The organism is Roseovarius roseus, from assembly GCF_043355935.2.
Taxonomy (GTDB): Bacteria; Pseudomonadota; Alphaproteobacteria; order Rhodobacterales; family Rhodobacteraceae; genus Roseovarius; species Roseovarius roseus.
This window is the reverse complement of the sequence record NZ_JBHFPE020000004.1, coordinates 296079-318616: the sequence shown is the minus strand read 5'-3', so window position 1 is coordinate 318616 and position 22538 is coordinate 296079. Positions and strand designations below refer to the sequence as shown.

Below are 22538 nucleotides of genomic sequence, written 5' to 3'. Positions count from 1 at the left end.
CCTTGGCGGTTTTTCGCCAAGAAAATACTAATCACTTCGGTTTGACAAAGAATTGTAGCAAAACGTGACCCAGAGCGCCGCCAAGGTGCCGCAGGCAAATCGAAAGACGAGGGACCGAATGACGACGCAGACCACCCGACCCGCACGGCGCGCCGCGCCTCTGCTGGTATTTGCCGCCCTTGCCCTTTCGGCCTGCGCAGGCGCCCCCAAGATGGAAGAGGCCAGTTCCGGCGGGATCGATCCGGTCCGCGAAGCCATGGCCCTGCGCGAGGCTGCCGCCCTGCGCGCCAAGGGTCAGCGCGTCTGGTGCGTGCCCTTCGCGCGCAATGTCAGCGGCATCAATATCCGCGGCAACGCTCATACCTGGTGGGGCAAGGCCAAGGACAGCTTCAATCAAAGCAACACGCCGATGGTTGGCGCGGTCATGTCCTTCCGCTCGACCCCGTCCATGCCGATGGGCCATGTCGCGGTCGTCTCCGAGGTGGTGTCCAAGGATCGCATCCTTGTCGATCACGCCAACTGGCACCGCGATCAGATCAGCCAGGGCATGGCCGTCATCGACGTGTCGGACAAGGGCGACTGGTCGGCCGTGCGTTTGGAGTCGAATCCAGACGCTTTTGGCGGCGTTTATCCCGTCAATGGGTTCATCCTGCCACCCTCCGGCGATCAGGGCTGAGGCGACCCGCAGGCCCGGACCGCGCCATTTTTCCGTTGGATTTTATCCGTTAAGACATCCTTGCGTGTCTTCGCACTAGACAGACCCCCTCGGCTCGAAAGGGGGAAAGTCATGCTGCTCTTGCCGCAATTCATCGGATCTCTGGCGCTTGTCGCCTTTTTGTCATCGCTCTACGGGATGGTCCGCATACGCATGCGCCCCTCAAGGGCGCAGACGCTGCTTGGTCTTGCCTTCGGGCTGGTCGCGATGCTGCAGATGAGCGCGCCACTGGAAATGCTGCCTGGTGTCATCCTCGACATGCGCAACGTGCCCATCGCGCTGGCGGGCGCGTTCCTGGGCTGGCGCGGTGCCCTCCTCTGTCTCGGCATGGCTGTGGTGACGCGCGCCTCCATCGGCGGGATCGGCATGGCCTCGGGGATCATGGGCATGATCATTGCCTGCACGGCGGGATATGCGTGGAACCGGGCAACGCTCAGCTTGCAGCCCCGCCGGGTGACCCAGCTCTTCGGCTTCGGCCTGATCGTCTCCCTCCATATGACCGCGGCAATCCTGCTGCCTTGGGAGGTCTGTGCGGCGTTCTTTGCCACGGCGGCCCTGCCCATGGCGCTGCTGAACTTGCTGTCGGTGCCCATCGCCGCCGCATTTCTCGAACATGAGCGCGTCCGCATGCTGATGGAGGAACGCGAAGGGGCCGACCGCCCGCGTGATCCGCAAACCGGGCTGGCCCGGCTCAGCCATTTTCGCCGCGAGGCGACGGCGCTGGCCCGCGGCGACAACAATGGCATTATCGCGGGGCTGGTCACGATCCGGCTGAAAGGCGCCCGCGCCCTGCGCCGCAGTTTGGGCGAGGCGATGTATGCGCAGCTTTTAGGCGCGATGCGCTTGCGCCTTGCTCAGATGGTGCGCCCCGAGCAGCCGGCCATCGCCGTGACGGAAGACGGCCGCATCGTGATGGCCCTGGATTTCCGCCAGGTGGCCGAGCGCAACCAGGTTATCACGGAGATCCGCCGTATCCTCAGCGATCACGCCTACCGGATGATGGACGCGGCTGAACTGCGCATCAGCGTCTCGCTCCAGGCACATGCGACGCCGAGCGTTCAGGAACTGGAGGAGACCCTGACCGCCCTCGCCCTGCAGCGGCCAGCCCAGGCTGCGACCACGCAATGCGCCGTGGTCGGCAAGACCAGCTCCCTGCGGCAATCCGATCTGCCCGCCGCGCGCAAGAATGTGCGCCACGACCGCCTCTTTGCCGCAGCGAACGTCCTTTTCGCCACAAAGGACGGCTAAGCTGAACGTGAGCGGTCGTGGCAGAGGTCAGACCGCCACGTGATTGCAGAGCAGCCTCAGTCACGTCCGGCTCAGGCACCCAGATCTGGCGTCACGAGATCCGAGGCTGGCTCTGCGTGGAAGACCCATCTGCGCAGATCTTGGCCCGGCAGATGGCATGGTCGAGGCGGCCTTGGACCGGATGGCGCCTCCGGACGTCGTGGTGACGGTGCACAGGTTTTTCCCGCTCATTGACAGCGCCGAGATTGGAGCTGAGGCTTGGAACCACATTATCGACGAGGTCGAGAGGTTCGATGGAGCCGGCGTGATCGTGACACCGACCCAGCCGGGCCCGTGCCCCTCTTGGCTGAGCAGACCCTGCGGGTGCCGCACCGGGATCTGCAGGCTATCTTGACCCGAATCTTCCGCCGCCCCTGATTCAGCGCTGGCAAATACCGGCGCCCGTGGTAACCGGAAAGCGGAGCACATACGGGAAGATGTCATGACATTCGAGATAACGATCGGCCCGAACGTCCGCAAATCGGCCTATTTCGACGCGACCGTGCGCGACGGTGTGCGCAGTTTTTCGGTCTACAACCACATGTATCTGCCTGGCCATTTCGGGGATCCGGACGGTGAATACGATCGGCTGCTGACAGGCGTCTCCATGTGGGACGTGGCCGGGCAGCGCCAGGTCGAGCTGATGGGCCGGGATGCTGGGCGCCTTGCCCAGATCCTGACGCCGAGGAACCTCTCCAATACAGAAATCGGACAGGGCCGCTACGTTCCGCTTTGTGATCATGACGGCTGGCTCATCAACGACCCGGTCCTGCTGAAGCTCGCCGAGGACCGTTACTGGCTATCGGTGGCCGACAGCGACATTCACCTTTGGGCGCTGGCAATCGCGCGCGAACGCGGACTGGATGTGACGGTGCACGAGCCTGACGTCTCGCCCATGGCCATCCAGGGGCCTCTGGCGGTGGAGGTGATCGCCGACCTCTTTGGCGATTGGGTGCGTGAGATGAAGCATTTCGCCTTCCGCGAGACCATGCTGGGCGATATCCCCCTCGTTCTCGCCCGCTCCGGGTGGTCAAAACAGGGCGGGTACGAGCTCTATCTCACCGACCGCAGCCGCGGCACGGACCTCTGGATGCGGGTCAAGGAGGCTGGCGCACCTTTTGACATCGGCCCAGGAGCGCCAAACGATATCGAGCGCCTGGAAAGCGGGCTGATCTCCTACGGGGCGGATATGCGGGTGCAGGACTATCCCGCGACGCCCTACGAGATGGGCTTTGGCCCGCTGATCGATTTGAGCGTTGGGCATGATTTCATCGGACGCGCAGCGCTCGAAGAACAGAAGAAACGCGGCCCGGCACGGCGGCGCGTGGGGGTATTCATCGAGGGCGTCGGCGAAGCGGCCAGACATCCGGCCGATCTGTATCTTGGCTCCGACGTGGTCGGCCATGTCAGCGAGGCCTGTCACTCTCGCCGGCTGAACCGCCTGATCGGTGTCGGGCTGGTGCGCGCGGACATCACGGATGAGACTGAGGATCTGAAAATCGCACTGCCGGACGGCCTGAGACGCGTGCAGTTAACGCAGCTCCCCTTCATCGCGTAGAAGCGACGGGGGTCAAGATGCCCTGTAGTTTGGAAAGAGCGGGATGCGCGCCGCATGGTGGCCGAACCTCTGTTCGGTCAGCAGCGCGATCCAATCTGCGGCGCGAGTTCGCGCAAGACGACCCCACTGCGCCCGAATTGCGCTTGAAAGCAATGCGTTGACAGCACGAAAAAGGCGCATCCTTGCGAATGCGCCCTTCTCATCGTGTCGTCATCGCGATGTGCCCCGAGGGGCAGGCCTTAGGCCAGCGCGATATTGGTCGCGCTTTCGCGGCCATCACGACCAGCTTCGATGTCGAAAGTCACTTTCTGATCATCGTTGAGGCCGGTCAGGCCTGCCCGCTCGACAGCGGAAATATGGACGAATACGTCCTTGCCGCCGCCATCGGGCGCGATGAAGCCGAAGCCTTTAGTTGTATTGAACCATTTGACGGTGCCAGTAGCCATCGTCGTACTCCTTTGAATTTACTGCCCGCGAGATGCGGCAGGTCGGCCATGTCAGTGCAAGATCGAATGACTGACTCGAAAAGGAGCAGTGATGCCGATAAAGGTAACGTCGCACGCCCGATATGCGCTGGTATCGGGGGATTTGCAAGGGCCATGCCGTTTTAGTTGCGCGGTGGCCCGCTTACGCATGATGCGAAATGACCCTTGCGGCGCTAAATGATCTTTTTTCCGCTGTTGGGCAGTGCTGGTTTTCCCGGCCACAAGTTCGCCGTGGTCGAGACATTCGGCTTGTCCTGCCTCTCAACGTGCAGCGGTCGCAGCCGAAATGATGCCGCTTGGCTCCAATGCCGACGAACGTGCCTATCAGAAATCCGGGTCTACGGCGCCCCACACTCGTGCGTCTTGCCCGAGCGAAACGCCGCGAAATTGCGGGCCTGTCACCCAGCGCGCCCACCCTGGCTCGCAGGCCAGCAATGAAATTTCCGGCCAGTTGCTGGCCGTTTGAGAGGCACGTACATGGAGGACGTCAGAGCCACGCCAGGGTCAGCCGCGCCAGAATGATGTACCGCGTTCCCTTTGCGATGGTGACCAGCAGAAGAAATGGCACGATGGGCTCTCGCATGACGCCTGCGACGACTGTCAGCGGATCGCCGACCAGAGGCAGCCAACTGCCCAGAAGGGACCATCTGCCATAGCGACGATACCAGTTCTGCGCGCGCTCAAGCTGGCCCTCGGATGTCGGAAACCATCGCCGGTGCCTGAAGCGCAGCAGATATCGCCCCAAAGCCCAATTGATGACCGAGCCCAATACGTTCCCCACTGTCGCCACCAAGAGCAAGCCAGTCACCTGATGATCACCAGCTATCAACAGAGCGGCCAAAACCGCTTCGGATTGCATCGGCAGGATCGTCGCTGCCACCAGGGCCGACCCGAACAGAAGAAAATATGCAATCATGTGTTGTTTGGCACCCGCTGCTGGCCCCTCTCCTGCGATTGATCTGGCAGCGGCGCAAGCCCTTTTGCCATCATGATCCGGACCGAAATGCTGCGGGGGGCATGCGCGCGCAAGGAAAAGCCGGTCCTGCCTGCATCAAGAGCTGTTGAATCCGGTCAACTTCACTGTCTATTTTGGCTCTGGCGCCGGTGCGCGCTGACAGCCGGGAGGGCGCCATGATAACCGACATATCACACCCCTTCACCGGGCCCGATCTTTGCGCGCGCGAGGCGCATGAAATTGTGGCGCTCCTGCGCAAGGGCGAGGTCACGCCGGGTGATCTGATCGAAGCATCCCGCGCGCGCACTGAAGCGGTCGAGCCGGGCATCAATGCCATGCCTGTCACCTGCTGGAACCGCGCCGAGGCTGCGATTGCCGCGCTGACCGAGGGCGAGAAGGATGCGCCCGGCTGGCTTGCGGGATTGCCCATCGGCATCAAGGATCTGACGCCGGTCGCGGGCGTGCGCACGACCTATGGCACAAGGGGGCTGGCCGATCACGTTCCCGCGGCCAGTGACCCATTGGTGGAGCGGCTGGAGGCGCGTGGCGCGCTGGTGGTAGGCAAGACCAACACACCCGAACTGGGCGCCGGGGCCAATACGTTCAACGATGTCTTCGGCGCGACGAAGAACCCGTGGGACACCATGATGAATGCGGGTGGCTCTTCGGGCGGGGCGGCGGCCGGGCTGGCGGCGGGCGAGGTCTGGCTCAGCCACGGGACGGATCATGGCGGATCGCTGCGTGTTCCGGCGGCCTACTGCGGGATCGTCGGGATGCGGCCCAGCCCCGGGCGTGCGGGCGGCAGCTCTCCGACTGCGGGCTTTCTGATCGAGAGCGCGCAGGGGCCGATGGCGCGCTCGGTCATGGATTGCGCGCTTTTCCTGGACGCGATGGCCGGGTACGAGCCCCGCTCTCCCATCTCGTACCCCGCGCCGGATGCGCCGTTTCAAACGGCTGTGCAGCGGGCCGAAGGCAAGTTGCGCATCGGCTTTGCCCCCGATCTGGGCGGGGTCTGCCCCGTCGATCCCGAGATGGCGGATCACCTGAGCAAGGCGATGCAGCGGCTGGAACGCAGCGGCGCGCGCGTCGAGGAGGCCTGCCCCGATGCCACCGGCCTCGAGCGGTGCTATCACACCCTGCGCGGCATCAGCTGGGCGACTGTCGCACGCACGATGCGCCCCGATGTGCGAGAGCATCTGAAGCCCACGCTGAGAGAGAACATCCGATTCGGCGAAAGCCTGACAATTCAGGATGTCGCCGAGGCACAGATCGCCCGCACGGCGATCTACGACGCCATGCTTGCCTTTTTCGAGCGTTTCGACGTGCTGGCCCTGCCCGTGGTCGGCAACATGCCGCATCCGCAATCCGAGGAATGGGTGCGCGAGGTCGGCGGCCAGACGCTCTCGGGCTACATGGATTGGCTGCGCTTCAACTTTCTGGCCACGACGGCGGGGTTGCCCGCCATGTCGGTGCCCGTGGGCCTTGGTCCGCGAGGCATGCCCGTCGGCCTGCAACTCATCGGTCAGCCGCGCGGCGAGGCGGAGCTGCTGGCGGCGGCGCGCTTCGTCGAGATGGCGATGGGCGGCCCGCTCGGGCCGATCGACCCAATAGTGTGCTAGAGCAGGATCGCGGCCAGCGCCGCGATCACCAACCCGCCGACCAGCACCCCGAGCGCGATAGTTCCGCCCAGCCGGCGCTGCGGCTGGACTGTGCCGCAGGATCGGCAATGGACGGTATTGCGGCTGACCTCGGCCCCACAGACAAGGCAGCGCGGCATCAGGCGATGTGATCGCGGCCAAGCCGCTCGAAGACATCGATGCAGGGATCGAGCCGCGCGATTTCGCAGTACTCATCGGTCTGATGCGCCATCGACATCGCACCCGGCCCCATGATCAGGGTCGGCGGATTGCCCATCGCCGGCTTCAGCACCGAGGCATCGGTGAAATAGGTCGCCGTCGCCACCTCGCGCTCGGTGCCGAGGATCTGCTCGGCCACGTCGAAGGCGCTGGCGAGCCAGGGATCCTCGAAATCGGTATAGACATTGTCCATGTCGGTCAGCGGCTCCATGCGGACCTCGTCGCCCAGAAGGCGCTGAAGATCGGCGCGGATCTCGGCATTGGTCTGCCCTACGACCGAGCGGATATCGACGCCGACCCGCGCCAGATCCGGCACGGAATTGACGTTGAGCCCCGCGCTCATGTTGCCGACATTCAGCGTCGGGCCGCCCATCACCTGATGCGGCTTGATCCCGAAATCATGGCCGCGCAGCCGCTCGATGCTCTCGACGGCGGCAAAGATCGCGTTTTTGCCCTTGTCAGGCATCGAGCCGTGGGCAGTGACGCCGTCATGCACGAGGTTCATCCAGAGCGCGCCCTTGTGCCCGCAAAGCGCGCGGTTGTCCGTCGGCTCGGCGATGACCAGCGCGGCGGCCTTGTCCAAGAGACCGCTCTCGGCCAGCGCGGCGGCCCCTTCGCAGCCGGTCTCTTCGCCTGAAGTGACAATCAGTTGGATTTCTGCACGGCGCGGTTGGATCTCGGCCAGCCGCAGGGCCGCGACGACAAAGGCCGCAACGCCGGATTTCATGTCGGTGGTGCCGCGCCCGTAGAGCTTGCCGTCCTTTTCCTCGCCCGCGAAGGGATCGACGCTCCATTTCGCCTGCCCCAGCGGGACGGTATCGACATGTCCCGAAAAGACCAGCGGCGCGCGGCGCGCAGGCTCGGTTGCGGGCAGGCGCGCGATGAGGTTGGGCCGGTTCGGGCGCCAGTCATGCCAAGTCAGCTCGAACCCCGCAGGCTCGAGCAGGCCGGCCAGATAGGTGATGCACTCCGCCTCGTTGCCGGGCGGGTTGATCGTGTCGAAGGCAATGAGACGCTTGGTCAGCTCGAGGCCGGTTATGGTATCGCTCATGAGGCGGCTCCTTGGCTATTTGTCCTGAAGGTGGCAGGCGGCCATGTGACCGGGTGCCACCTCTTTCAACTTCGGCTCGTCGTGAAAGCAGCGCTCGAAGGCGAAAGGACAACGGGTGTTGAAACTGCACCCCTTGGGCGGGTTCAGCGGGCTGGGCACGTCGCCCTTGAGCACGGTACGCGCCTTGCGCTTGCGCGGGTCAGGGACCGGCACGCTGTCCAGCAGCGCTTGCGTATAGGGGTGCTGCGGGTCGCGAAAGAGGCTGCGCTTGTCGGTGATCTCGACCATCTTGCCCAGATACATCACGCCGATGCGGTGGCTGATATGCTGCACGATCGCCAGATCATGCGCGATGAAGAGGTAGCTGAGGCCCATCTCCTGCTGCAGGTCCATCATCAGGTTGATGACCTGCGCCTGCACCGACACATCGAGCGCCGAGACAGGCTCGTCCGCGATGATGATCTCGGGCTCGAGCGCCAAAGCCCGCGCGATGCCGAGGCGCTGGCGCTGGCCGCCCGAGAACTCGTAGGGAAAGCGGTGCATCGCATCGGGTCTGAGGCCCACGCGCGCGAAAAGATCGGCCACCTTTTCCAGACGCGCGCGGCGGCTGCCGGTGTCGAAATTGCCCAGAGGCTCGGCCACGATATCCTGCGCGCGCATTCGCGAATTGAGCGAGGCGTAGGGATCCTGAAAGATCACCTGCATCTCGCGGCGATGTTTCAGCATCTCCTTGCGGCTCAGATGCGTGATGTCCTCGCCCTTGAGCAGCACCTGCCCCTCGGTCGCGTCCTCCAGCCGCAGGATCGTCTTGCCCACCGTGGATTTGCCGCAGCCAGATTCGCCCACAATGCCCAGCGTCTCGCCTGCGTTGACGCTGAACGATATGCCGTCGACGGCATAGACGCGCGCCTGCTCGCGGTTCAGCAATCCGCCCTTGATCGGGAAATGCTTGGCCAGGTTTCTGACCTCGAGAAGCGGTGTTTCGGTGTTCATGCGGTCCAGTCCGGTAGGTTGGCGCTTTCCCAGCAGGCGGCCAGATGGTCGGGCTTCTTGAGCTCCAGCGGCGGGTATTCGGCGCGGCAATGATCCTGCGCGAAGGGGCAGCGCGCGGCGAAGGTGCAGCCCTTGGGCAGATCCGTCAGCGCGGGCACGATGCCGGGGATCTCTGACAGCCGCGCGCCCTTTTCGGGCGCTTCGTCGCCGGTGATGCGCGGCACCGAGCGCATGAGGCCGCGCGTATAGGGATGCTGCGGGCGCTCGAAGATCTCGACCACGTCGGCCTCCTCGACCTTGCGGCCGGCATACATCACCAGCACACGGTCGCACATCTCGGCGACGACGCCCAGATCATGCGTGATGAGGATGATCGCCGTCTTCAGCTTGTCGCGGATCTCTTCCATCAGGGCGAGGATCTGCGCCTGAATGGTCACGTCGAGCGCCGTTGTCGGCTCGTCCGCGATCAGGACCGACGGGTTGCACGAGAGGGCCATCGCGATCATCACGCGCTGGCGCATGCCGCCCGAAAGCTGGTGCGGGTACTCGCCCAGCCGGCGGCGCGGCTCGGGGATGTGGACCAGCTCCATCATCTCCTGCGCGTGGTCCATCGCTGCCTTCGGGCTAAGCCCCTGATGCAGCATGATCGCCTCGGTCAACTGATCGCCGATACTCAGCACCGGGTTCAGAGACGACATCGGATCCTGAAAGATCATCGAGATGTCGTTGCCGCGGATCTTGCGCATGTCGGCCTCGCTGGCCTTCAAGAGGTCGCGGCCGTTATAGCGGATCTCGCCCGAGGCGTAGCGCGCGGGCGGGCTTGGCACCAGCTGCATGACCGAGAGCGAGGTGATCGACTTGCCGCAGCCGGACTCGCCGACGATGCCGAGGATCTCGCCGGGGCGCACGGCAAAGCTGAGCCCGTCGACCGCCTTGACCACCCCGTCGCGGGTGTCGAAATAGGTGCGCAGATCATCGAGCTCCAGCACCGGATCGGCGTTGCGGTCGAACTGGCGGGGCGCGTAGATCGTATCGGTGTCGGCCATGCCTCAGACGCTCCTTTGCATACGCGGGTCCAGCGAGTCGCGCAGACCGTCGCCGAAGGTGTTGATGGCGAAGACGGTGATCGCGAGGAACGCACCGGGGTAGAGGATGATGCCCGGCGACTGGAAGAAGAACATCCGACCCTCGGCCATGATGTTGCCCCAACTGGGGATCTCGGGCGGGGTGCCGGCGCCGACAAAGCTGAGATACGCCTCGAAAATCACCGCCTGCGCGCAGATATAGGTGGCCTGCACGATCAGCGGCGGGATGGTGTTGGGCAGGATGTGCCGGATGAGGATGCGCGGTGTCGAGGTGCCCGCGGCGATGGCCGCCTGCACATAAAGCTGGTCGCGCAGCATCAGGACAACTGACCGCACAAGGCGCACCACGCGCGGAATTTCCGGGATGGTCAGGGCCAGAATCACGTTCGGCACGCTACTACCCCAAAGTGCCACCAGCGCGATGGCCAAGAGGATCGACGGGATCGACATCAGCGCATCCATCACCCGCATGAGCACCGCATCGACCTTGCGCATGAAGCCCGAGATGAGGCCAATGGCAAGGCCGAAGCCGGTCGAGAGCGCCGCCACCGAAAGGCCCACAACCAGCGACACCTGCCCGCCGTGCAAGACGCGGCTGAAAAGATCGCGGCCATACATGTCGGTGCCGAAGAACGCCTCGCCCGACGGGTCCTGCAGGCGGTCGCGCGGCGATTGCTCCATCGGGCTGGGCAGGCCGAGATACGGCGCAAGGAACGACATCAACGCCATGACCACCAGCACGGTGAGGCCGAATAGCATGGTCGGATTGCGGCGCAGGCTCTCGCCCACCACGCCGGCGCGGTGGCGCAGGCGTGCCGAAAGGGGCGGATCCTTGATCGTGTCGGTCATGCGATGGCTCCGGCGTCAGTAGCGAATGCGCGGATCGAAGAGCACGTAGCTGAGATCGACCAGCAGGTTGAGAAGGACATATGTGAAGGAAAAGACGAGGATCACGCCCTGGATCACCGGATAATCCGTGCGCAGAACGGCATCAACCGTCAGGCGCCCGAGGCCGGGAATGGCAAAGACCGTCTCGGTCACCACCACACCGCCGATCAGCAGCGCAACACCCAGGCCGATCGTCGTGCTGATCGGCACCATCGCGTTTTTCAGCGCGTGCTTTACCAGTACCTTGCGCGTCGCGAGGCCCTTGGCATAGGCGGTGCGCACGTAATCCTCGTTCAGCACTTCCAGCATGGTGGCGCGGGTCATGCGCGCGATCAGCGCCATGTAGACCGCACCGAGCGCCAGCGCGGGCAACGTGATATGTGACAGAAACCCGGTAAAGCTGTCGAAGATGCTGGTATAGCCCTGCACCGGGAACCAGCCCAGCTTGCGTGAGCCCCCGAGGATCAGCAGGTAGCCGATGACAAAGACCGGCACCGAAAAGCCGAAGACGGCCAGCGTCATGACAAGACGGTCGATCCAGGTGCCCACCTTCCATGCGGCGATCACACCCAGCGGGATGGCCAACGTGATGGCGATGAGCATCGTGCAGAGGGTCAGCATCAGGGTCGGCTCGACCCGCTGGCCGATCAGCGTTGTGACCGGCAGGCCGGAATAGATGGATTTGCCCATGTCGCCCTGCAGAAGGTTGCCGGCCCAGCCGATGAACTGCCGGTAAAGCGGTTCGTTCAGGCCCAGCTGGCGGCGAATCTCGTCCACCTGTTCAGGCGTGGCGAAATCGCCCGCGATGATCAGCGCCGGGTCGCTGGGGCTTAGATGCAGCAGCATGAACACGAACACGGCGACCAGCGCCATGATCGGGATTGTGGCCAGCAAACGGCGGATGACATAGGCAATCATGGGGTGCGCTCCGTCCCTGTGAAAAATGGCGGCGCGCCCGCATTATGCCACGCGCCGCCCAAGTCAGGGAGAGTTTATTCGACCGAGATGTTCCAGAAGAACGGCACCGGTGCCTCCAGGACGCCGCTCACATTGTCGCGATAGGCGGTCGGCTGGTAGTATTGCCCGGTCGGGATGTACGGCACGAAATCATAGAGTTCGGCCTGCAGTTCTTCGACAATGGCCTTTTGCTTCTCGACATCCGTCTCGGCGGCGAAGGCGTTGCGCAGCTCCTCGATCTTCTCGTTCTCGGGCCAGCCGAACCAGGCATTGTCACCCGACGCCGCGACCGAGATGTTGGTGATCGGGTTCAGCTGATCGGCCGCCAGCCACCAGGTCGGGAAGATATTCCAGCCGCCGTTCTCGGGCGATTCCCGCACCGCGCGACGCGAGGTCATCGTCGCCCAGTCCAGCGCCGCAAGCTCGACGGTCATGCCGATGTCGCGCAGCGCCTGCGCGGTGACCAGCGCCTGACCATGTGCCACCGGCACGTCGGTCGGGTCCAGAATCACGACAGGCGTGCCGTCATACCCGGCCTCTTCCAGCAGTGCCTTGGCCTTCTCGATATCCTTCTCGCGAAGCGCTTCGCTGCCCACATCGGTCTCATAGGGGCCGCCGCACATGAAATAAGCGCCGCAGAACTCTTCGAAATATTGGGGATCACCCATGATGGAATACATGTAATCGGCCTGCTGAACCGACCACATCGCGGCCTGCCGCACCAGCTTGTTGTCGAAGGGCGGGTGCTTGAAGTTGAAGCGGATAACGCCCTGGGTACCCAAGGGATCGACCGTCTCGACCTTGATACCAGGATCCGACTGGATCATCGGCAAAAGGTCCACGGCGGGCTGCTCATAGTAGTCTACCTCTCCGGCCATCAGTGCCTGGCTGGCAGTGGCGGCGTCGGGGATATAGCGCCATTCGATGCGATCGACTTTGGCGACCTTGCCGCCGGCGGCATAGCTGGCCGGCTCATCCCGCGGGACATATTCGGCGAATTTCTCGTAGACCACCTGGTTTCCCGGTTGCCACTCGTCGGCGACGAACTTGAACGGGCCCGAGCCGATGATCTCTTCGATCTGCGCGTTCGGGTCGGTTTCGGCCAGACGCTTGGGCATGATGAACGGCACATTCGACGAAATCTTGCCCAAGGACGCCAGCACGAGGCCATAGGGCTCAGTCAGGGTCAGGGTGAAGGTCTTGTCATCGACCGCCTCGATGCTTTCGGTGACGCGCATCAGCTTCTGGCCCATGCCGTCGCGCTGGCCCCAGCGCTTGATCGAGGCCACCGCGTCCTCGGCGGTAACGGGCGCGCCATCGTGGAACTGCAGCCCGTCGCGCAAGGTGATCGTGTAGGTCAGGCCGTCCTCGCTGACCTCGTGGCCCTCGGCCATTTGCGGCTGGACTTCAAGGTTCTCGTCCATCGCGAACAGCGTGTCGAAGACGAGGTATCCATGGTTTCGCGTGATATAGGCCGTCGTCCAGATGGGGTCGATATTGCGCAGATCGGCGTGCGGAACGACCTTGAGAACGGATTGGGCCAGCGCCGGGGCCCCTACGCCCAGACCGGCAGCGGCGATCGTGCCAGCCAGCGCAAGTTTGCGCATCGGTGCGGACAGATAGTTGAAAGCTGAGTGTTTTGTCATTGGTTGTCTCCCTGTTTCTCCGAACGGGTGCGCACGCGAAAGCCCCACGGCGCCCTGTCCGGTTTTTCTGTTCGCGCCCCTCCTCAAGAGCGCATCCTCCTGCCATCAGCCTATGCGTATTCCGCGCGTCCATGCAAGTATCTTGCATATGTCATCGCACAGCGATTTGATATTGGAGGTGAAACGCTGGCATAGCCTCTTGTAAAAGCGAACGCGACGGCCCTGTGCGAAGGAGATCAGATGATCGGTCCACGGATCAAGTCGGCCAGACGGCTGAAAAACATGACGCTCAAGGAGTTGGCGGAAAGCAGCGGCACGTCCGAGGGACACATGTCCAAGGTCGAGAACGGCAAGGCCGAGGCATCACTGGCGCTGTTGCACCGGGTCACGCAGACACTGGGATTGAACCTAGATGTTTTCTTTGACGAACAGGATGCGGCGGAACGGTCGGTGTCGCGCGCGGGCGCCCGGCCGATACTGGAGATCGACATGGTGCGGCAGGGCACCGGCCTCAGCCTAGAACGGGTGATCCCCTGCACGCCCGATCACATGCTGCAATGCAATATCCACATCGTCGAGCCGGGCGGATCAAGCGACGGGCAGATCGACCATGTCGGCGAAGAAATGGGATTTGTCCTTGAAGGCCAGATCGAACTCCTTCTGGACGACGAGGTGTTCCTCCTGGGCGTTGGTGACGCGTTTCATTTCAAGTCGCATCGCAAGCACGGCTATCGCAACCCCGGCGTGACGCGCGCACGCATCCTTTGGGCCAACACCCCGCCGACCTTCTGACGCCGCTGAAGGCGCAAGCGATGAAGAAACAGGCCTCCATCGCAGCCCGCTTGGCCTAGCGCCCCTCGAAGGATGGCTTGCGCTTGTCCAGAAATGCAATGACGCCTTCCTTGAAGTCGCGGGTCTGGCCGCACGCGCCTTGCAGTCGCGCCTCGACATCCAGTTGCGCTTCGGGGGAGTTTTGCCAGCTGGCGCGCAGGGCGGCCTTGAGATGGTGGTAAGCTTCGGTCGGGCCTGCCGCCAGATGCGCTGCGCGGGCGCGCCAGTGGCTGTCGAATTCCATGTCCGGGACAGCCTCCCAGATCATGCCCCAGTCAGCGGCATCGCGGGCGCTGATCGGCTCGGCGAAGAGGGCCGCGCCCATGGCCTTGGCCGCCCCCATCTGGCGCGGTAGCCAATAGGTGCCGCCAGCATCAGGCATCAATCCGATACGGGTAAATGCCTGAATGAAGGTGGCGCTGTCGGTGGCAATGGCCACATCAGCAGAGAGGGCCAGGTTGGCGCCGGCGCCGGCAGCCACGCCGTTGACCGCCGCAATGGTCGGGATCGGGCATTCGGCGATGGCGCGCAGCATCGGGGCGTACTCATCGCGCAGCACACGCTCCAGATCCAGCGCCGCCGCGTTTCCCGCATCGCTCAGATCCTGGCCCGCACAAAAGGCGCGGCCATTGCCGGTGATGACCAGCACACGCGCGGACTTTCCCGCCGCAATCACCGCATCCGTGATCTCGGCCCGCATCTGCGCGTTGAGCGCATTCATCTTCTCGGGTCGGTCAAGCCGCAGGACCGCAACGGCATCGTCGATCTCAAGCGTGATGACGGAATAGCGGCTCATCTCGGGCTCATCTGTTCAGAATGTCGCGCAGGCGTGCGGCCTCGTCATCGCTGAGCTGACCGTCCTCGGGCGTTGCCTGACCCCGTTTGCGGATGTAGATCACGGCAATTCCCGCCCCTAGCAGCAACATGGCCGGTCCGGCCAGCCACAGAAAAAGCGTGCTGCCCGTCGCGCGCGGGTTGAGCAGGACATATTCGCCGTAACGATCCACGATGTAATTGATCGCCTCGTCATCCGTGTCGCCCGCCATCAGCCGCTCGCGCACCAACAGCCGCAAGTCGCGCGCGAGGGGTGCGTTCGATGCATCGATATTCTCATTGCGGCAAACCAGGCAACGCAGCCCTTCGGAGAGCGCACGCGCACGCGCCTCAAGCGCCGGATCGTCCAGAACCTCGTCAGGCTGCACGGCCATGAGGGGGCTTGCAATCAGCGCGAGGATTAGGGCAAGCCGTCTCATTCGGCCGGCACCGCTTGGGGCACTTTACGCGCGCCCGCGGCGACGCGGTAGCGCCGATCGCTCAGCGACAAGGCGCCGCCCAAGGCCATCAGGATCGCCCCGCCCCAGATCCAGTTGGCGAGCGGCTTGTAATAGGTGCGGACAGCCCAGCCGCCGTCATCCTGCGGATCGCCAATCACGACATAGACATCGCGAAAGAACCCGTTATCGATGGCCGCCTCGGTCGTGGGCATCTCGGCCACGGGATAAAAGCGCTTTTCCGGTTGCAGCATGCTGAGCGTCTCGCCGTCCTGCGACAGGCGCATATCCGCAGTCGTGGTCAGATAGTTTGGTCCTTCGCTGCGGCGCACATCCTCGAGCGTGATGGTATAGCCGGCCAGATCAAAGCTCTCGCCGACATTGACCACGCGGATATCCTCGGCCTCCCAAGCCAGAAGGCCCGCGATGCCCGCCATGGTCACACCAAGGCCCGCATGAGCTGTCGCCTTGCCCCAATCGGCGCGCGGCAGGCGTGCAAGGCGCCCTGCCCGGCTGGCGATATCGCCGCGGCTTCCGGTGCGCGACCAGAGGTCGATCACCGAACCGGCGACCAGCCATGTCGCCAGCGCCAATCCGACTGGCCCCATCAGGCTGCGCCCGGTCTGGATGGCCCATGCCAGGCCCAGCACCGCCAACGCCAGCACCATCGCCGGAGCCAGCTGTCGCAACACGCGCCGCATCTGCCCACGTTTCCACGGCATCATCGCCCCGATAGGCAGCAGCAGACCCAGCAGGATCATGAAGGGCGTGAAGGCCATGTTGAAGAAGGGCGCGCCGACCGACAGTTTGCGATCAAAGAACAGTTCCGCCACCAGCGGCCAGATGGTTCCGACGAAGACGACGAAGGCCGCCACGCCCAGTAGCACGTTATTCGCCACCAGCATGGATTCGCGGCTGGACAGGGCAAAGACCCCCCGCGCCTGCATCGCGCCCGCGCGGGCCGCGAACATGGTCAGACCGCCCATCATGAAAAGCGCCGTGATTCCCAGCAGGAACATTCCCCGCTCGGGGTCATTGGCGAAGGCATGGACAGAGGTCAGCACCCCCGAGCGCGTGATGAACGCGCCGATCATGGAAAAACCGAAGGCGATGATGGCCAGAAGGATGGTCCAGCTTTTCAGGCTCTCGCGCTTTTCCACCACGATGGCCGAATGCAGCAGCGCGGCAGCGATGAGCCACGGCATGAAGCTGGCGTTTTCCACCGGATCCCAGAACCAGAAACCGCCCCAGCCCAGCTCGTAATAGGCCCACCAGCTGCCCATCGCGATGCCGATGGTCAGGAAAACCCAAGCCGCCAGCGTGTAGGGCCGCACCCAGCGGCCCCAGGCCGCATCGACCCGCCCCTCGATCAGGGCAGCCACGGCAAAGCTGAAGGTCATCGAAAGGCCGACATAGCCAATATAGAGAAAGGGCGGGTGGAACGCGAGGCCCGGATCCTGCAGAAGCGGGTTGAGATCCTGCCCGTCCAGCGGCGGCGTGGCGAGGCGCAGGAAGGGGTTGGACGTGAACAGGATGAAGGCGAGGAACGCGATCCCGATCATGCCCTGAACAGCCAGCACGCGGGCCCGCAGACCCGGCGGCAGGTTGCCCCCGAACCACGCAGCACAGGCGCCAAAGAGCGCCACGATCAGCACCCAGAGCAGCATGGAGCCCTCGTGATTCCCCCAGACACCGGTGATCTTGTAAAGCATCGGCTTGGCCGAGTGGCTGTTCAGCGTCACCAGCCGCAGCGAGAAATCCGAAGTGACGAAGGCATGTGTCAGCGCCGCGAAGGAAATCGCGATCATCAGAAACTGAAGGCCCGCCACCGTATCGCCGACGGCCATCCAGCCGCTCCAGCGTTTATGGGCGCCAATCAGCGGGACGGTGGCCTGCACGCAGGCCAGGGCGAGGGCGAGGATAAGGGCGAAATGGCCGAGTTCTGTAATCATGCCCCTCTATAACCGCCCCGCGCCTTCTCCACCAATGAGAAAAATCATGCGGGGCGGTTCAGATTGTCGCGGGCGGCTACCGCTCCTGCTCGCGCCAGGCGCGCAGGGCGGGGTTGGGCGCCTCGGCGGCCTCCTCGGGCGCATCCTCGGCTCCGCCCGCATGGGCCGACTCAAGCGCCCGGATACTCGCGGCGATGCGGGGTGCCTGGGCGGCACTTTGCACGATCGAGCGGCGATAGGCCTGACCCTTGAACTGATGGCGCGCGCCGAAATAGAACGAAACGATCACCCCCAAAAGCCACCAGAGCGGCTCGGGCACCAGCGCGATGCCCTGCATCCGCGCGGCGAACCAGACGGGATCGACCATTGCCGCAACGAAAAGGCCCAGCGTGCCAAGGGCCAGTGCCGGACGCGGCAGGCGATTGACGCCGTCCATGATCCGGTCAAAGAGGCCCTGCTGCCCCGCCCCGAACTCGGCGTCGAACTGGCTGACCGCCGCGCCGCGCTCTTCTGTGCGGCGCTTTGCCCCGGCCTCGGCATTCTCGCGGAAAACCTCGGCGGTGCGCGCCACCACGTTGCGCCCGTCGCCGAAGAGCAGCGTCAGGATGCGCTCCATCATTGCCATGCCGCCACCCGCGCGCGAAATTCCGCGGGGCTGAGATGATAGCGCGGCGACATGAACTCTTCGGCGCGCAGGATCCAGCCGCCCTTGCCGCCCGCCTTCGTGCGGGCAAACTTGCGGCTGGTGGGGCGCTTGTCCGCGATACGCAGATAATAATTGCGCCGCGCAATGGCATAGGCGTCGGCGATGTGATGCGGCGCGGTTTGCGCGGCGATCTGCGCGGCCTCGGCGGTGCGCGGGCCGATCACGCCATCGACGGCCACTTGCTGACCCATCTGGCACAGGAGGCGCTGAAGGATACGCACCGCGTTCGCGCCCGCATTGACATACATGTCGAAAACGCTGGCGCGCAGGACCGGCGGCAGCCGGTTGATGCCGGGGCCCTCGTAGTAATGCTGCACGAAAATCTGCTCGGCCTGCGTGGCACTGATCTGGCGCACGTCCGACGCATCTATGTGCCCGTCCGCGTTCAGATCCAATCCCAGACGGCGCATCGTATGCACCGTCACACCATGTTTGGTCGCACCACCGGGATCATCGGGATCATTGACGTAGCCACCCTCGCGGGCAACGATTTCTCGGGCGATTTCGCGCACTTGGTCCATTGGCACCCCTGCACTTCACTTGCCGGGGACCGCCCCCGACCTCGTGCAGAAACTGCCAGTCAAATGGTTAATGCTGCGCTTACTGGCCGACCGGCTCCTGATAGACGCCCTGCTCTTTCAGAGCGTCCACAACCTCTTTGGGCATGTAGGATTCGTCATGCTTGGCCAGGATCTCGGTCGCGCGGAAGGTCTGGCCGTCATAGCTGCCAAGGCCGACCATGCCCTGCTCTTCGCCAAAAAGATCGGGCAGTACGCCGACATAGGCAACGGGCACGCTGGCCCCACCATCCGTGACGCTGAACGTCACTTCCGAGCCCACGCCGCGCCGCAGACTGCCCGTCTCGACCAGCCCCCCGATGCGGAAGACCTCGCCCGGACCCGGCGGCTCGGCCACAACCTGCGTGGGCGAGCGGAAGAAGTTAATCCCGTCGCGCATCGCATAGCCAATCAAACCCGTCGACACGACCAGCGCGACCGCCGCCACGGAGACGATCTGGACCCTGCGCTTTTTCTTGAGCGATTTCATCGCCATGCGGTTGGTTCCTCAAGCAGAGTTCAGGGAAAGACGGGCGGCGCCATCAGCGCAGTCGTCTCGTCCAAATTTAACATCAGGTTGGCATTCTGCAAGGCCTGACCGCTCGACCCCTTGGTCAGATTGTCCAGCACCGCAATGACGATGGCACGCCCCGGGATACGGTCGCCGCTGACACCGACATGACAAAAATTGCTGCCGCGAATATGCCGCGTGCTGGGCACCTCTCCGAAGGGAAGCACCTGAAGGAACGGCTCGGGCGCGTAGGCGTCCCGCAGCGCCTCATGGATCTGCTGCGCCCCACCCTTTACATAAACAGTGGCGATTATCCCTCTGTTTGCAGGCAATAAATGCGGTGTGAATTGCACCTTTACAGAACGCCCTGCAATGGCCGAGAATTCTTGATCGAACTCCGCCAGATGGCGGTGCGTGCCGCCGACGCCGTAAGCATGCGCGCCCTCGCTCAGCTCGGCATGCAGCAGATTCTCCTTCAGGCTGCGGCCCGCCCCACTGACGCCGGTCTTGAGATCGATGATGATATCGTCGAGATCAATCAGGCCGCCTGCGATCAAGGGTCGCAGGGCGTATTGCCCCGTCGCCGCGTTGCACCCGGTTCCGGCCACCAGCCGCGCGCTGCGGATCTGGTCGCGGTAGAACTCCGTCAGCCCATAGACCGCCTCGGCCTGACAATCGAGTGCGGCATGCGCGTGGCCATACCATTTTTGATAGACCTCGGGATCGCGCAGGCGAAAGTCGGCGCTGAGATCGACGATCTTCAGATCCTTCGGCAGGCCCGCGATCACCTCCTGGCTGGTGGCGTGCGGGAGCGCGCAAAAGCACAGATCGATGCCGGAGAAGTCGATTTGGTCGATCGTCGCGAGGTCCGGCAGATCCATATGCCGCAAGTGCGGGAAAACCTCGGCCATGCTCTGCCCCGCCTTGGAATTGGCGGCGAGCGCGGTGATCCGCATCTCGGGATGGACCGCGATCAGGCGGACCAGCTCGGCGCCGGTATAGCCCGAGGCGCCCAGAATGGCGATATTGTGCATGAGACGGGCCTTTCGATACTGCGCGCAACCAAGTTTCCGCAGGCTTACGCCATCGCGGCGCGCCGGGCAATTGCTCCCTCAGGCGGCCTCGAACCGGACGGGGCGGCGCAGGAACTGCGTCGCGCGGTCAGACACGCGGGCCGGGGTGCCCGTGGTCAGATACTGCAGGCCGCTGCCCTGCCCGGCCATCGCCGGGCGCCGCGTCAGATAATCGGCCAAGCTATCCGCCACCAGCGAGGGCTGCGACAATACCGTGACCTCGGGGCCAAGCGCCTGCTGGAAGACGTCCTGCAGCAGCGGGTAATGCGTGCAGCCCAGCACCGCCGCCTGCGGCTGCGGCATCTTGCGGCGCAAGGCGTCGACATGGCTGCGCACCAGCGCCTCGGCCAGGATCATGTCACCCTCCTCGATCGCGTCCACGACACCGCCGCAGGCCTGCGCCTCGACATCGACGCCGATGGCGCGAAAGGCCAGCTCGCGCTGGAACGCGCGGCTGCTGACCGTCGCGGGCGTTGCAAACAGTGCCACATGGCGGGCATTCACCTCGCGGGGCGGCGAATTGTCGCCCCATTGACGCTCGGTCAGGGCCTCGATCAGGGGCACGAAGACGCCCAGCACGCGCTTGCCCTCGGGCACGCCCGCCTCCTGCATGCGGCGCAGCGCAACCGCCGAGGCGGTGTTGCAGGCCAGCACGACAAGATCGCAGCCCTCGGCCCAGAGCCGCTCGACCCCGGCGCGCGTTAGCGCGTGGATATCATCGGCGGTGCGTACGCCATAAGGCGCATGGGCGTTGTCCCCAAGGTAAACCAACGCCTGATCCGGCAGGCGCGCGGCCACCGCATCCATCACCGTTAGCCCACCCAGACCGCTGTCGAAAATCCCTACCGCCATCGCCAATCTCTCCACCGAACGCATGTTGCGCGTGGGCGCGACCCTAATCGCCGCCACGCAGCCACGCCATACCGATCTGCCGCAGTTGCGCGCTCAATCCACCGCGCGGCGCGATGATTCTATGCAGGAGGGGGATTTCTTTGCTAAGGCTGTCAGCAATTAACAGCCGATGGGACAGGGCGCGATGGATTGGGACAAGCTGAGAATTTTTCACGCCGTGGCCGATGCCGGCAGCCTGACCCATGCGGGCGATCAGCTGCACCTGTCGCAATCGGCGGTCTCGCGCCAGGTCCGGTCGCTGGAAGAGGCGCTGAACGCGACGCTGTTTCACCGCCACGCGCGCGGCCTGATTCTGACCGAGCAGGGCGAGCTGCTGTTCGACGCGACCCGCGCCATGGTCAAACGCCTCGATGCCGCCACCGCCCGCATCCGCGACAGCGAGGACGAGGTGTTTGGCGAGTTGCGCGTGACCACAACGATCGGCTTCGGCACCCTGTGGCTGGCCCCGCGCCTGGCCAAGCTCTACGAGAAATACCCCGATCTCAAGATCGACCTCATGTTGGAGGAGCGCGTCCTCGACCTGCCGATGCGCGAGGCCGATGTCGCCATCCGCATGAAAGAGCCCAGCCAGGCCGACCTGATCCGCAAGCGCCTGATGGGCGTGCATATGGGGCTCTACGCCTCGCCAGAATACCTGGCCAAGACTGCCGCGCCGACCAGCGTCGAGGATCTGTGCGATCACCGGCTGATCTGCCAGAACATCAATTCAGCGCAGGTCAGCGCCGCGACCTACCTCGTCAAGGAGCTGGTTGCCAACGACATCGCCTCGATGCTGACGGTGAACAATTACTTCGGCGTGCTTCAGGCGGTGCTCAACCATCTGGGAATCGGCGTGCTGCCCGATTACCTCACCTATGATTTTCCGGGCCTCGTTCGCGTACTACCTGAGGTAGAATCAGTCGAAGTGCCGGTTTTCCTCGCGTACCCCGAGGAACTGCGCCATTCTCAGCGGATTGCCGCCTTTCGCGACTTCGTCCAGCAAGAGATCTTTGCCTACCGCAAAACCGTGAAAGATCAGAAGATTAGCTGACGTTTTCACCTGCTATGCATTTTCTGCATAGCGGCCATGACACAAGATCTTGGAATTTTTCTTGATTGGCCCCCAAACAGGCACTAACTGCTCTTTTGACGGGAACGCCGCTACGGCGTCTCCGTCATACCTCCCTGTTGGACTATGGCCGAGCTTAGTGCTCGGCCTTTTTTTTGCGCAGCCCACGCGCTACGCGGATCGTCCTGTGGCCGGCTGACG

At 64.0% G+C, this 22538-nt stretch carries 23 protein-coding genes; 6 read left to right on the top strand and 17 right to left on the bottom strand.

Going from position 1 to position 22538, the window contains the following annotated elements:
- Nucleotides 1–118: 118 nt before the first annotated feature.
- The 3 genes from ACEWPL_RS09845 (at nt 119) to ACEWPL_RS09835 (ending at nt 3560) form a co-directional block, all read left to right on the top strand.
- Nucleotides 119–676, top strand: a complete 558-nt coding sequence (locus ACEWPL_RS09845; RefSeq protein WP_393931844.1) for a CHAP domain-containing protein — start codon at nt 119–121, stop codon at nt 674–676.
- A 111-nt stretch (nt 677–787) separates the two neighbouring features.
- Nucleotides 788–1963, top strand: coding sequence for a LytS/YhcK type 5TM receptor domain-containing protein (locus ACEWPL_RS09840; protein WP_393931842.1), 1176 nt, complete (start codon nt 788–790; stop codon nt 1961–1963).
- 481 nt (nt 1964–2444) lie between these two features.
- Nucleotides 2445–3560 (top strand): glycine cleavage T C-terminal barrel domain-containing protein, encoded by a 1116-nt coding sequence (locus ACEWPL_RS09835; protein ID WP_393931840.1) that lies wholly within the window; start codon nt 2445–2447, stop codon nt 3558–3560.
- Nucleotides 3561–3799: 239 nt separating this feature from the next.
- Here the strand turns inward: ACEWPL_RS09835 and ACEWPL_RS09830 are convergent, their stop codons facing one another.
- Both ACEWPL_RS09830 and ACEWPL_RS09825 read right to left on the bottom strand, forming a co-directional pair.
- Complete coding sequence (locus ACEWPL_RS09830; protein ID WP_393931838.1) at nt 3800–4006, bottom strand: cold-shock protein; 207 nt, start codon at nt 4004–4006, stop codon at nt 3800–3802.
- 526 nt (nt 4007–4532) lie between these two features.
- Nucleotides 4533–4961, bottom strand: coding sequence for a YqaA family protein (locus tag ACEWPL_RS09825; RefSeq protein WP_393931836.1), 429 nt, complete (start codon nt 4959–4961; stop codon nt 4533–4535).
- A 215-nt stretch (nt 4962–5176) separates the two neighbouring features.
- Here ACEWPL_RS09825 and ACEWPL_RS09820 point away from each other — a divergent pair, with 215 nt between their 5' ends.
- The gene (locus ACEWPL_RS09820) at nt 5177–6619 is read left to right on the top strand and encodes an amidase (RefSeq protein ID WP_393931834.1); all 1443 of its coding nucleotides are present in this window, start codon (nt 5177–5179) and stop codon (nt 6617–6619) included.
- On the opposite strand, the gene ACEWPL_RS09815 is transcribed toward ACEWPL_RS09820, so the two are convergent.
- From ACEWPL_RS09815 to ACEWPL_RS09785, 7 genes are all read right to left on the bottom strand, one after another.
- Nucleotides 6616–6777, bottom strand: coding sequence for a hypothetical protein (locus tag ACEWPL_RS09815; RefSeq protein WP_393931832.1), 162 nt, complete (start codon nt 6775–6777; stop codon nt 6616–6618). The genes ACEWPL_RS09820 and ACEWPL_RS09815 overlap by 4 nt on opposite strands.
- Nucleotides 6777–7907 carry a M20 family metallopeptidase gene (locus ACEWPL_RS09810; protein ID WP_393931830.1) on the bottom strand — a complete coding sequence of 377 codons (1131 nt, stop codon included), beginning with the start codon at nt 7905–7907 and terminating at the stop codon, nt 6777–6779. The genes ACEWPL_RS09815 and ACEWPL_RS09810 overlap by 1 nt, the downstream gene beginning before the upstream one ends.
- Before the next feature lie 15 nt (nt 7908–7922).
- Nucleotides 7923–8900, bottom strand: a complete 978-nt coding sequence (locus ACEWPL_RS09805) for an ABC transporter ATP-binding protein (protein ID WP_393931828.1) — start codon at nt 8898–8900, stop codon at nt 7923–7925.
- Entirely contained in the window at nt 8897–9946 is a 1050-nt protein-coding gene (locus tag ACEWPL_RS09800; RefSeq protein WP_393931826.1) for an ABC transporter ATP-binding protein, read from the bottom strand. The genes ACEWPL_RS09805 and ACEWPL_RS09800 overlap by 4 nt, the downstream gene beginning before the upstream one ends.
- Nucleotides 9947–9949: 3 nt before the next feature.
- Nucleotides 9950–10834 carry an ABC transporter permease gene (locus ACEWPL_RS09795; RefSeq protein WP_393931823.1) on the bottom strand — a complete coding sequence of 295 codons (885 nt, stop codon included), beginning with the start codon at nt 10832–10834 and terminating at the stop codon, nt 9950–9952.
- 15 nt (nt 10835–10849) lie between these two features.
- On the bottom strand, nt 10850–11791 hold the full coding sequence (locus ACEWPL_RS09790) for an ABC transporter permease (protein WP_393931820.1): 942 nt from the start codon (nt 11789–11791) through the stop codon (nt 10850–10852).
- Between the two features lie 74 nt (nt 11792–11865).
- Entirely contained in the window at nt 11866–13476 is a 1611-nt protein-coding gene (locus ACEWPL_RS09785; protein ID WP_393931817.1) for an ABC transporter substrate-binding protein, read from the bottom strand.
- Nucleotides 13477–13716: 240 nt separating this feature from the next.
- On the opposite strand from ACEWPL_RS09785, the gene ACEWPL_RS09780 reads away from it, so the two are divergent.
- Nucleotides 13717–14268, top strand: a complete 552-nt coding sequence (locus ACEWPL_RS09780; RefSeq protein ID WP_393931815.1) for a cupin domain-containing protein — start codon at nt 13717–13719, stop codon at nt 14266–14268.
- Between the two features lie 55 nt (nt 14269–14323).
- Here ACEWPL_RS09780 and ACEWPL_RS09775 read toward each other — a convergent pair whose 3' ends face one another.
- From ACEWPL_RS09775 to ACEWPL_RS09740, 8 genes are all read right to left on the bottom strand, one after another.
- Complete coding sequence (locus tag ACEWPL_RS09775) at nt 14324–15103, bottom strand: enoyl-CoA hydratase-related protein (protein ID WP_393931813.1); 780 nt, start codon at nt 15101–15103, stop codon at nt 14324–14326.
- A 7-nt stretch (nt 15104–15110) separates the two neighbouring features.
- Nucleotides 15111–15560: a cytochrome c-type biogenesis protein gene (locus ACEWPL_RS09770; protein ID WP_393931811.1), complete on the bottom strand. Its 450-nt coding sequence runs from the start codon at nt 15558–15560 to the stop codon at nt 15111–15113.
- Nucleotides 15557–17530 (bottom strand): heme lyase CcmF/NrfE family subunit, encoded by a 1974-nt coding sequence (locus ACEWPL_RS09765; protein ID WP_393931808.1) that lies wholly within the window; start codon nt 17528–17530, stop codon nt 15557–15559. Before ACEWPL_RS09765 ends, ACEWPL_RS09770 begins: the two co-directional genes overlap by 4 nt.
- A 76-nt stretch (nt 17531–17606) precedes the next feature.
- The gene (locus ACEWPL_RS09760; protein WP_393931806.1) at nt 17607–18155 is read right to left on the bottom strand and encodes a holin family protein; all 549 of its coding nucleotides are present in this window, start codon (nt 18153–18155) and stop codon (nt 17607–17609) included.
- The gene (locus tag ACEWPL_RS09755; protein WP_393931804.1) at nt 18146–18757 is read right to left on the bottom strand and encodes a holin-associated N-acetylmuramidase; all 612 of its coding nucleotides are present in this window, start codon (nt 18755–18757) and stop codon (nt 18146–18148) included. The genes ACEWPL_RS09760 and ACEWPL_RS09755 overlap by 10 nt, the downstream gene beginning before the upstream one ends.
- A gap of 79 nt (nt 18758–18836) precedes the next feature.
- Nucleotides 18837–19283 (bottom strand): cytochrome c maturation protein CcmE, encoded by a 447-nt coding sequence (ccmE, locus tag ACEWPL_RS09750; RefSeq protein WP_393931922.1) that lies wholly within the window; start codon nt 19281–19283, stop codon nt 18837–18839.
- 29 nt (nt 19284–19312) lie between these two features.
- On the bottom strand, nt 19313–20338 hold the full coding sequence (gene argC / locus ACEWPL_RS09745) for an N-acetyl-gamma-glutamyl-phosphate reductase (RefSeq protein ID WP_393931802.1): 1026 nt from the start codon (nt 20336–20338) through the stop codon (nt 19313–19315).
- A gap of 78 nt (nt 20339–20416) precedes the next feature.
- Nucleotides 20417–21229 (bottom strand): glutamate racemase, encoded by an 813-nt coding sequence (locus tag ACEWPL_RS09740; protein ID WP_393931800.1) that lies wholly within the window; start codon nt 21227–21229, stop codon nt 20417–20419.
- Nucleotides 21230–21413: 184 nt separating this feature from the next.
- On the opposite strand from ACEWPL_RS09740, the gene ACEWPL_RS09735 reads away from it, so the two are divergent.
- Nucleotides 21414–22319: a LysR family transcriptional regulator gene (locus ACEWPL_RS09735; protein ID WP_393931798.1), complete on the top strand. Its 906-nt coding sequence runs from the start codon at nt 21414–21416 to the stop codon at nt 22317–22319.
- Nucleotides 22320–22538 lie beyond the last annotated feature (219 nt).

Bases quoted from the DNA above. Each gene is read 5' to 3' on its own strand.
- ccmE (WP_393931922.1), bottom strand. From the start codon at position 19,283: ATGAAATCGCTCAAGAAAAAGCGCAGGGTCCAGATCGTCTCCGTGGCG.
- ACEWPL_RS09815 (WP_393931832.1), bottom strand. From the start codon at position 6,777: ATGCCGCGCTGCCTTGTCTGTGGGGCCGAGGTCAGCCGCAATACCGTC.
- ACEWPL_RS09755 (WP_393931804.1), bottom strand. From the start codon at position 18,757: ATGGACCAAGTGCGCGAAATCGCCCGAGAAATCGTTGCCCGCGAGGGT.
- ACEWPL_RS09775 (WP_393931813.1), bottom strand. From the start codon at position 15,103: ATGAGCCGCTATTCCGTCATCACGCTTGAGATCGACGATGCCGTTGCG.
- ACEWPL_RS09735 (WP_393931798.1), top strand. From the start codon at position 21,414: ATGGATTGGGACAAGCTGAGAATTTTTCACGCCGTGGCCGATGCCGGC.
- ACEWPL_RS09805 (WP_393931828.1), bottom strand. From the start codon at position 8,900: ATGAACACCGAAACACCGCTTCTCGAGGTCAGAAACCTGGCCAAGCAT.
- ACEWPL_RS09825 (WP_393931836.1), bottom strand. From the start codon at position 4,961: ATGATTGCATATTTTCTTCTGTTCGGGTCGGCCCTGGTGGCAGCGACG.
- ACEWPL_RS09820 (WP_393931834.1), top strand. From the start codon at position 5,177: ATGATAACCGACATATCACACCCCTTCACCGGGCCCGATCTTTGCGCG.
- ACEWPL_RS09795 (WP_393931823.1), bottom strand. From the start codon at position 10,834: ATGACCGACACGATCAAGGATCCGCCCCTTTCGGCACGCCTGCGCCAC.
- argC (WP_393931802.1), bottom strand. From the start codon at position 20,338: ATGCACAATATCGCCATTCTGGGCGCCTCGGGCTATACCGGCGCCGAG.
- ACEWPL_RS09780 (WP_393931815.1), top strand. From the start codon at position 13,717: ATGATCGGTCCACGGATCAAGTCGGCCAGACGGCTGAAAAACATGACG.
- ACEWPL_RS09840 (WP_393931842.1), top strand. From the start codon at position 788: ATGCTGCTCTTGCCGCAATTCATCGGATCTCTGGCGCTTGTCGCCTTT.
- ACEWPL_RS09760 (WP_393931806.1), bottom strand. From the start codon at position 18,155: ATGGCAATGATGGAGCGCATCCTGACGCTGCTCTTCGGCGACGGGCGC.
- ACEWPL_RS09845 (WP_393931844.1), top strand. From the start codon at position 119: ATGACGACGCAGACCACCCGACCCGCACGGCGCGCCGCGCCTCTGCTG.
- ACEWPL_RS09830 (WP_393931838.1), bottom strand. From the start codon at position 4,006: ATGGCTACTGGCACCGTCAAATGGTTCAATACAACTAAAGGCTTCGGC.
- ACEWPL_RS09835 (WP_393931840.1), top strand. From the start codon at position 2,445: ATGACATTCGAGATAACGATCGGCCCGAACGTCCGCAAATCGGCCTAT.
- ACEWPL_RS09785 (WP_393931817.1), bottom strand. From the start codon at position 13,476: ATGACAAAACACTCAGCTTTCAACTATCTGTCCGCACCGATGCGCAAA.
- ACEWPL_RS09770 (WP_393931811.1), bottom strand. From the start codon at position 15,560: ATGAGACGGCTTGCCCTAATCCTCGCGCTGATTGCAAGCCCCCTCATG.
- ACEWPL_RS09800 (WP_393931826.1), bottom strand. From the start codon at position 9,946: ATGGCCGACACCGATACGATCTACGCGCCCCGCCAGTTCGACCGCAAC.
- ACEWPL_RS09790 (WP_393931820.1), bottom strand. From the start codon at position 11,791: ATGATTGCCTATGTCATCCGCCGTTTGCTGGCCACAATCCCGATCATG.
- ACEWPL_RS09740 (WP_393931800.1), bottom strand. From the start codon at position 21,229: ATGGCGGTAGGGATTTTCGACAGCGGTCTGGGTGGGCTAACGGTGATG.
- ACEWPL_RS09810 (WP_393931830.1), bottom strand. From the start codon at position 7,907: ATGAGCGATACCATAACCGGCCTCGAGCTGACCAAGCGTCTCATTGCC.
- ACEWPL_RS09765 (WP_393931808.1), bottom strand. From the start codon at position 17,530: ATGATTACAGAACTCGGCCATTTCGCCCTTATCCTCGCCCTCGCCCTG.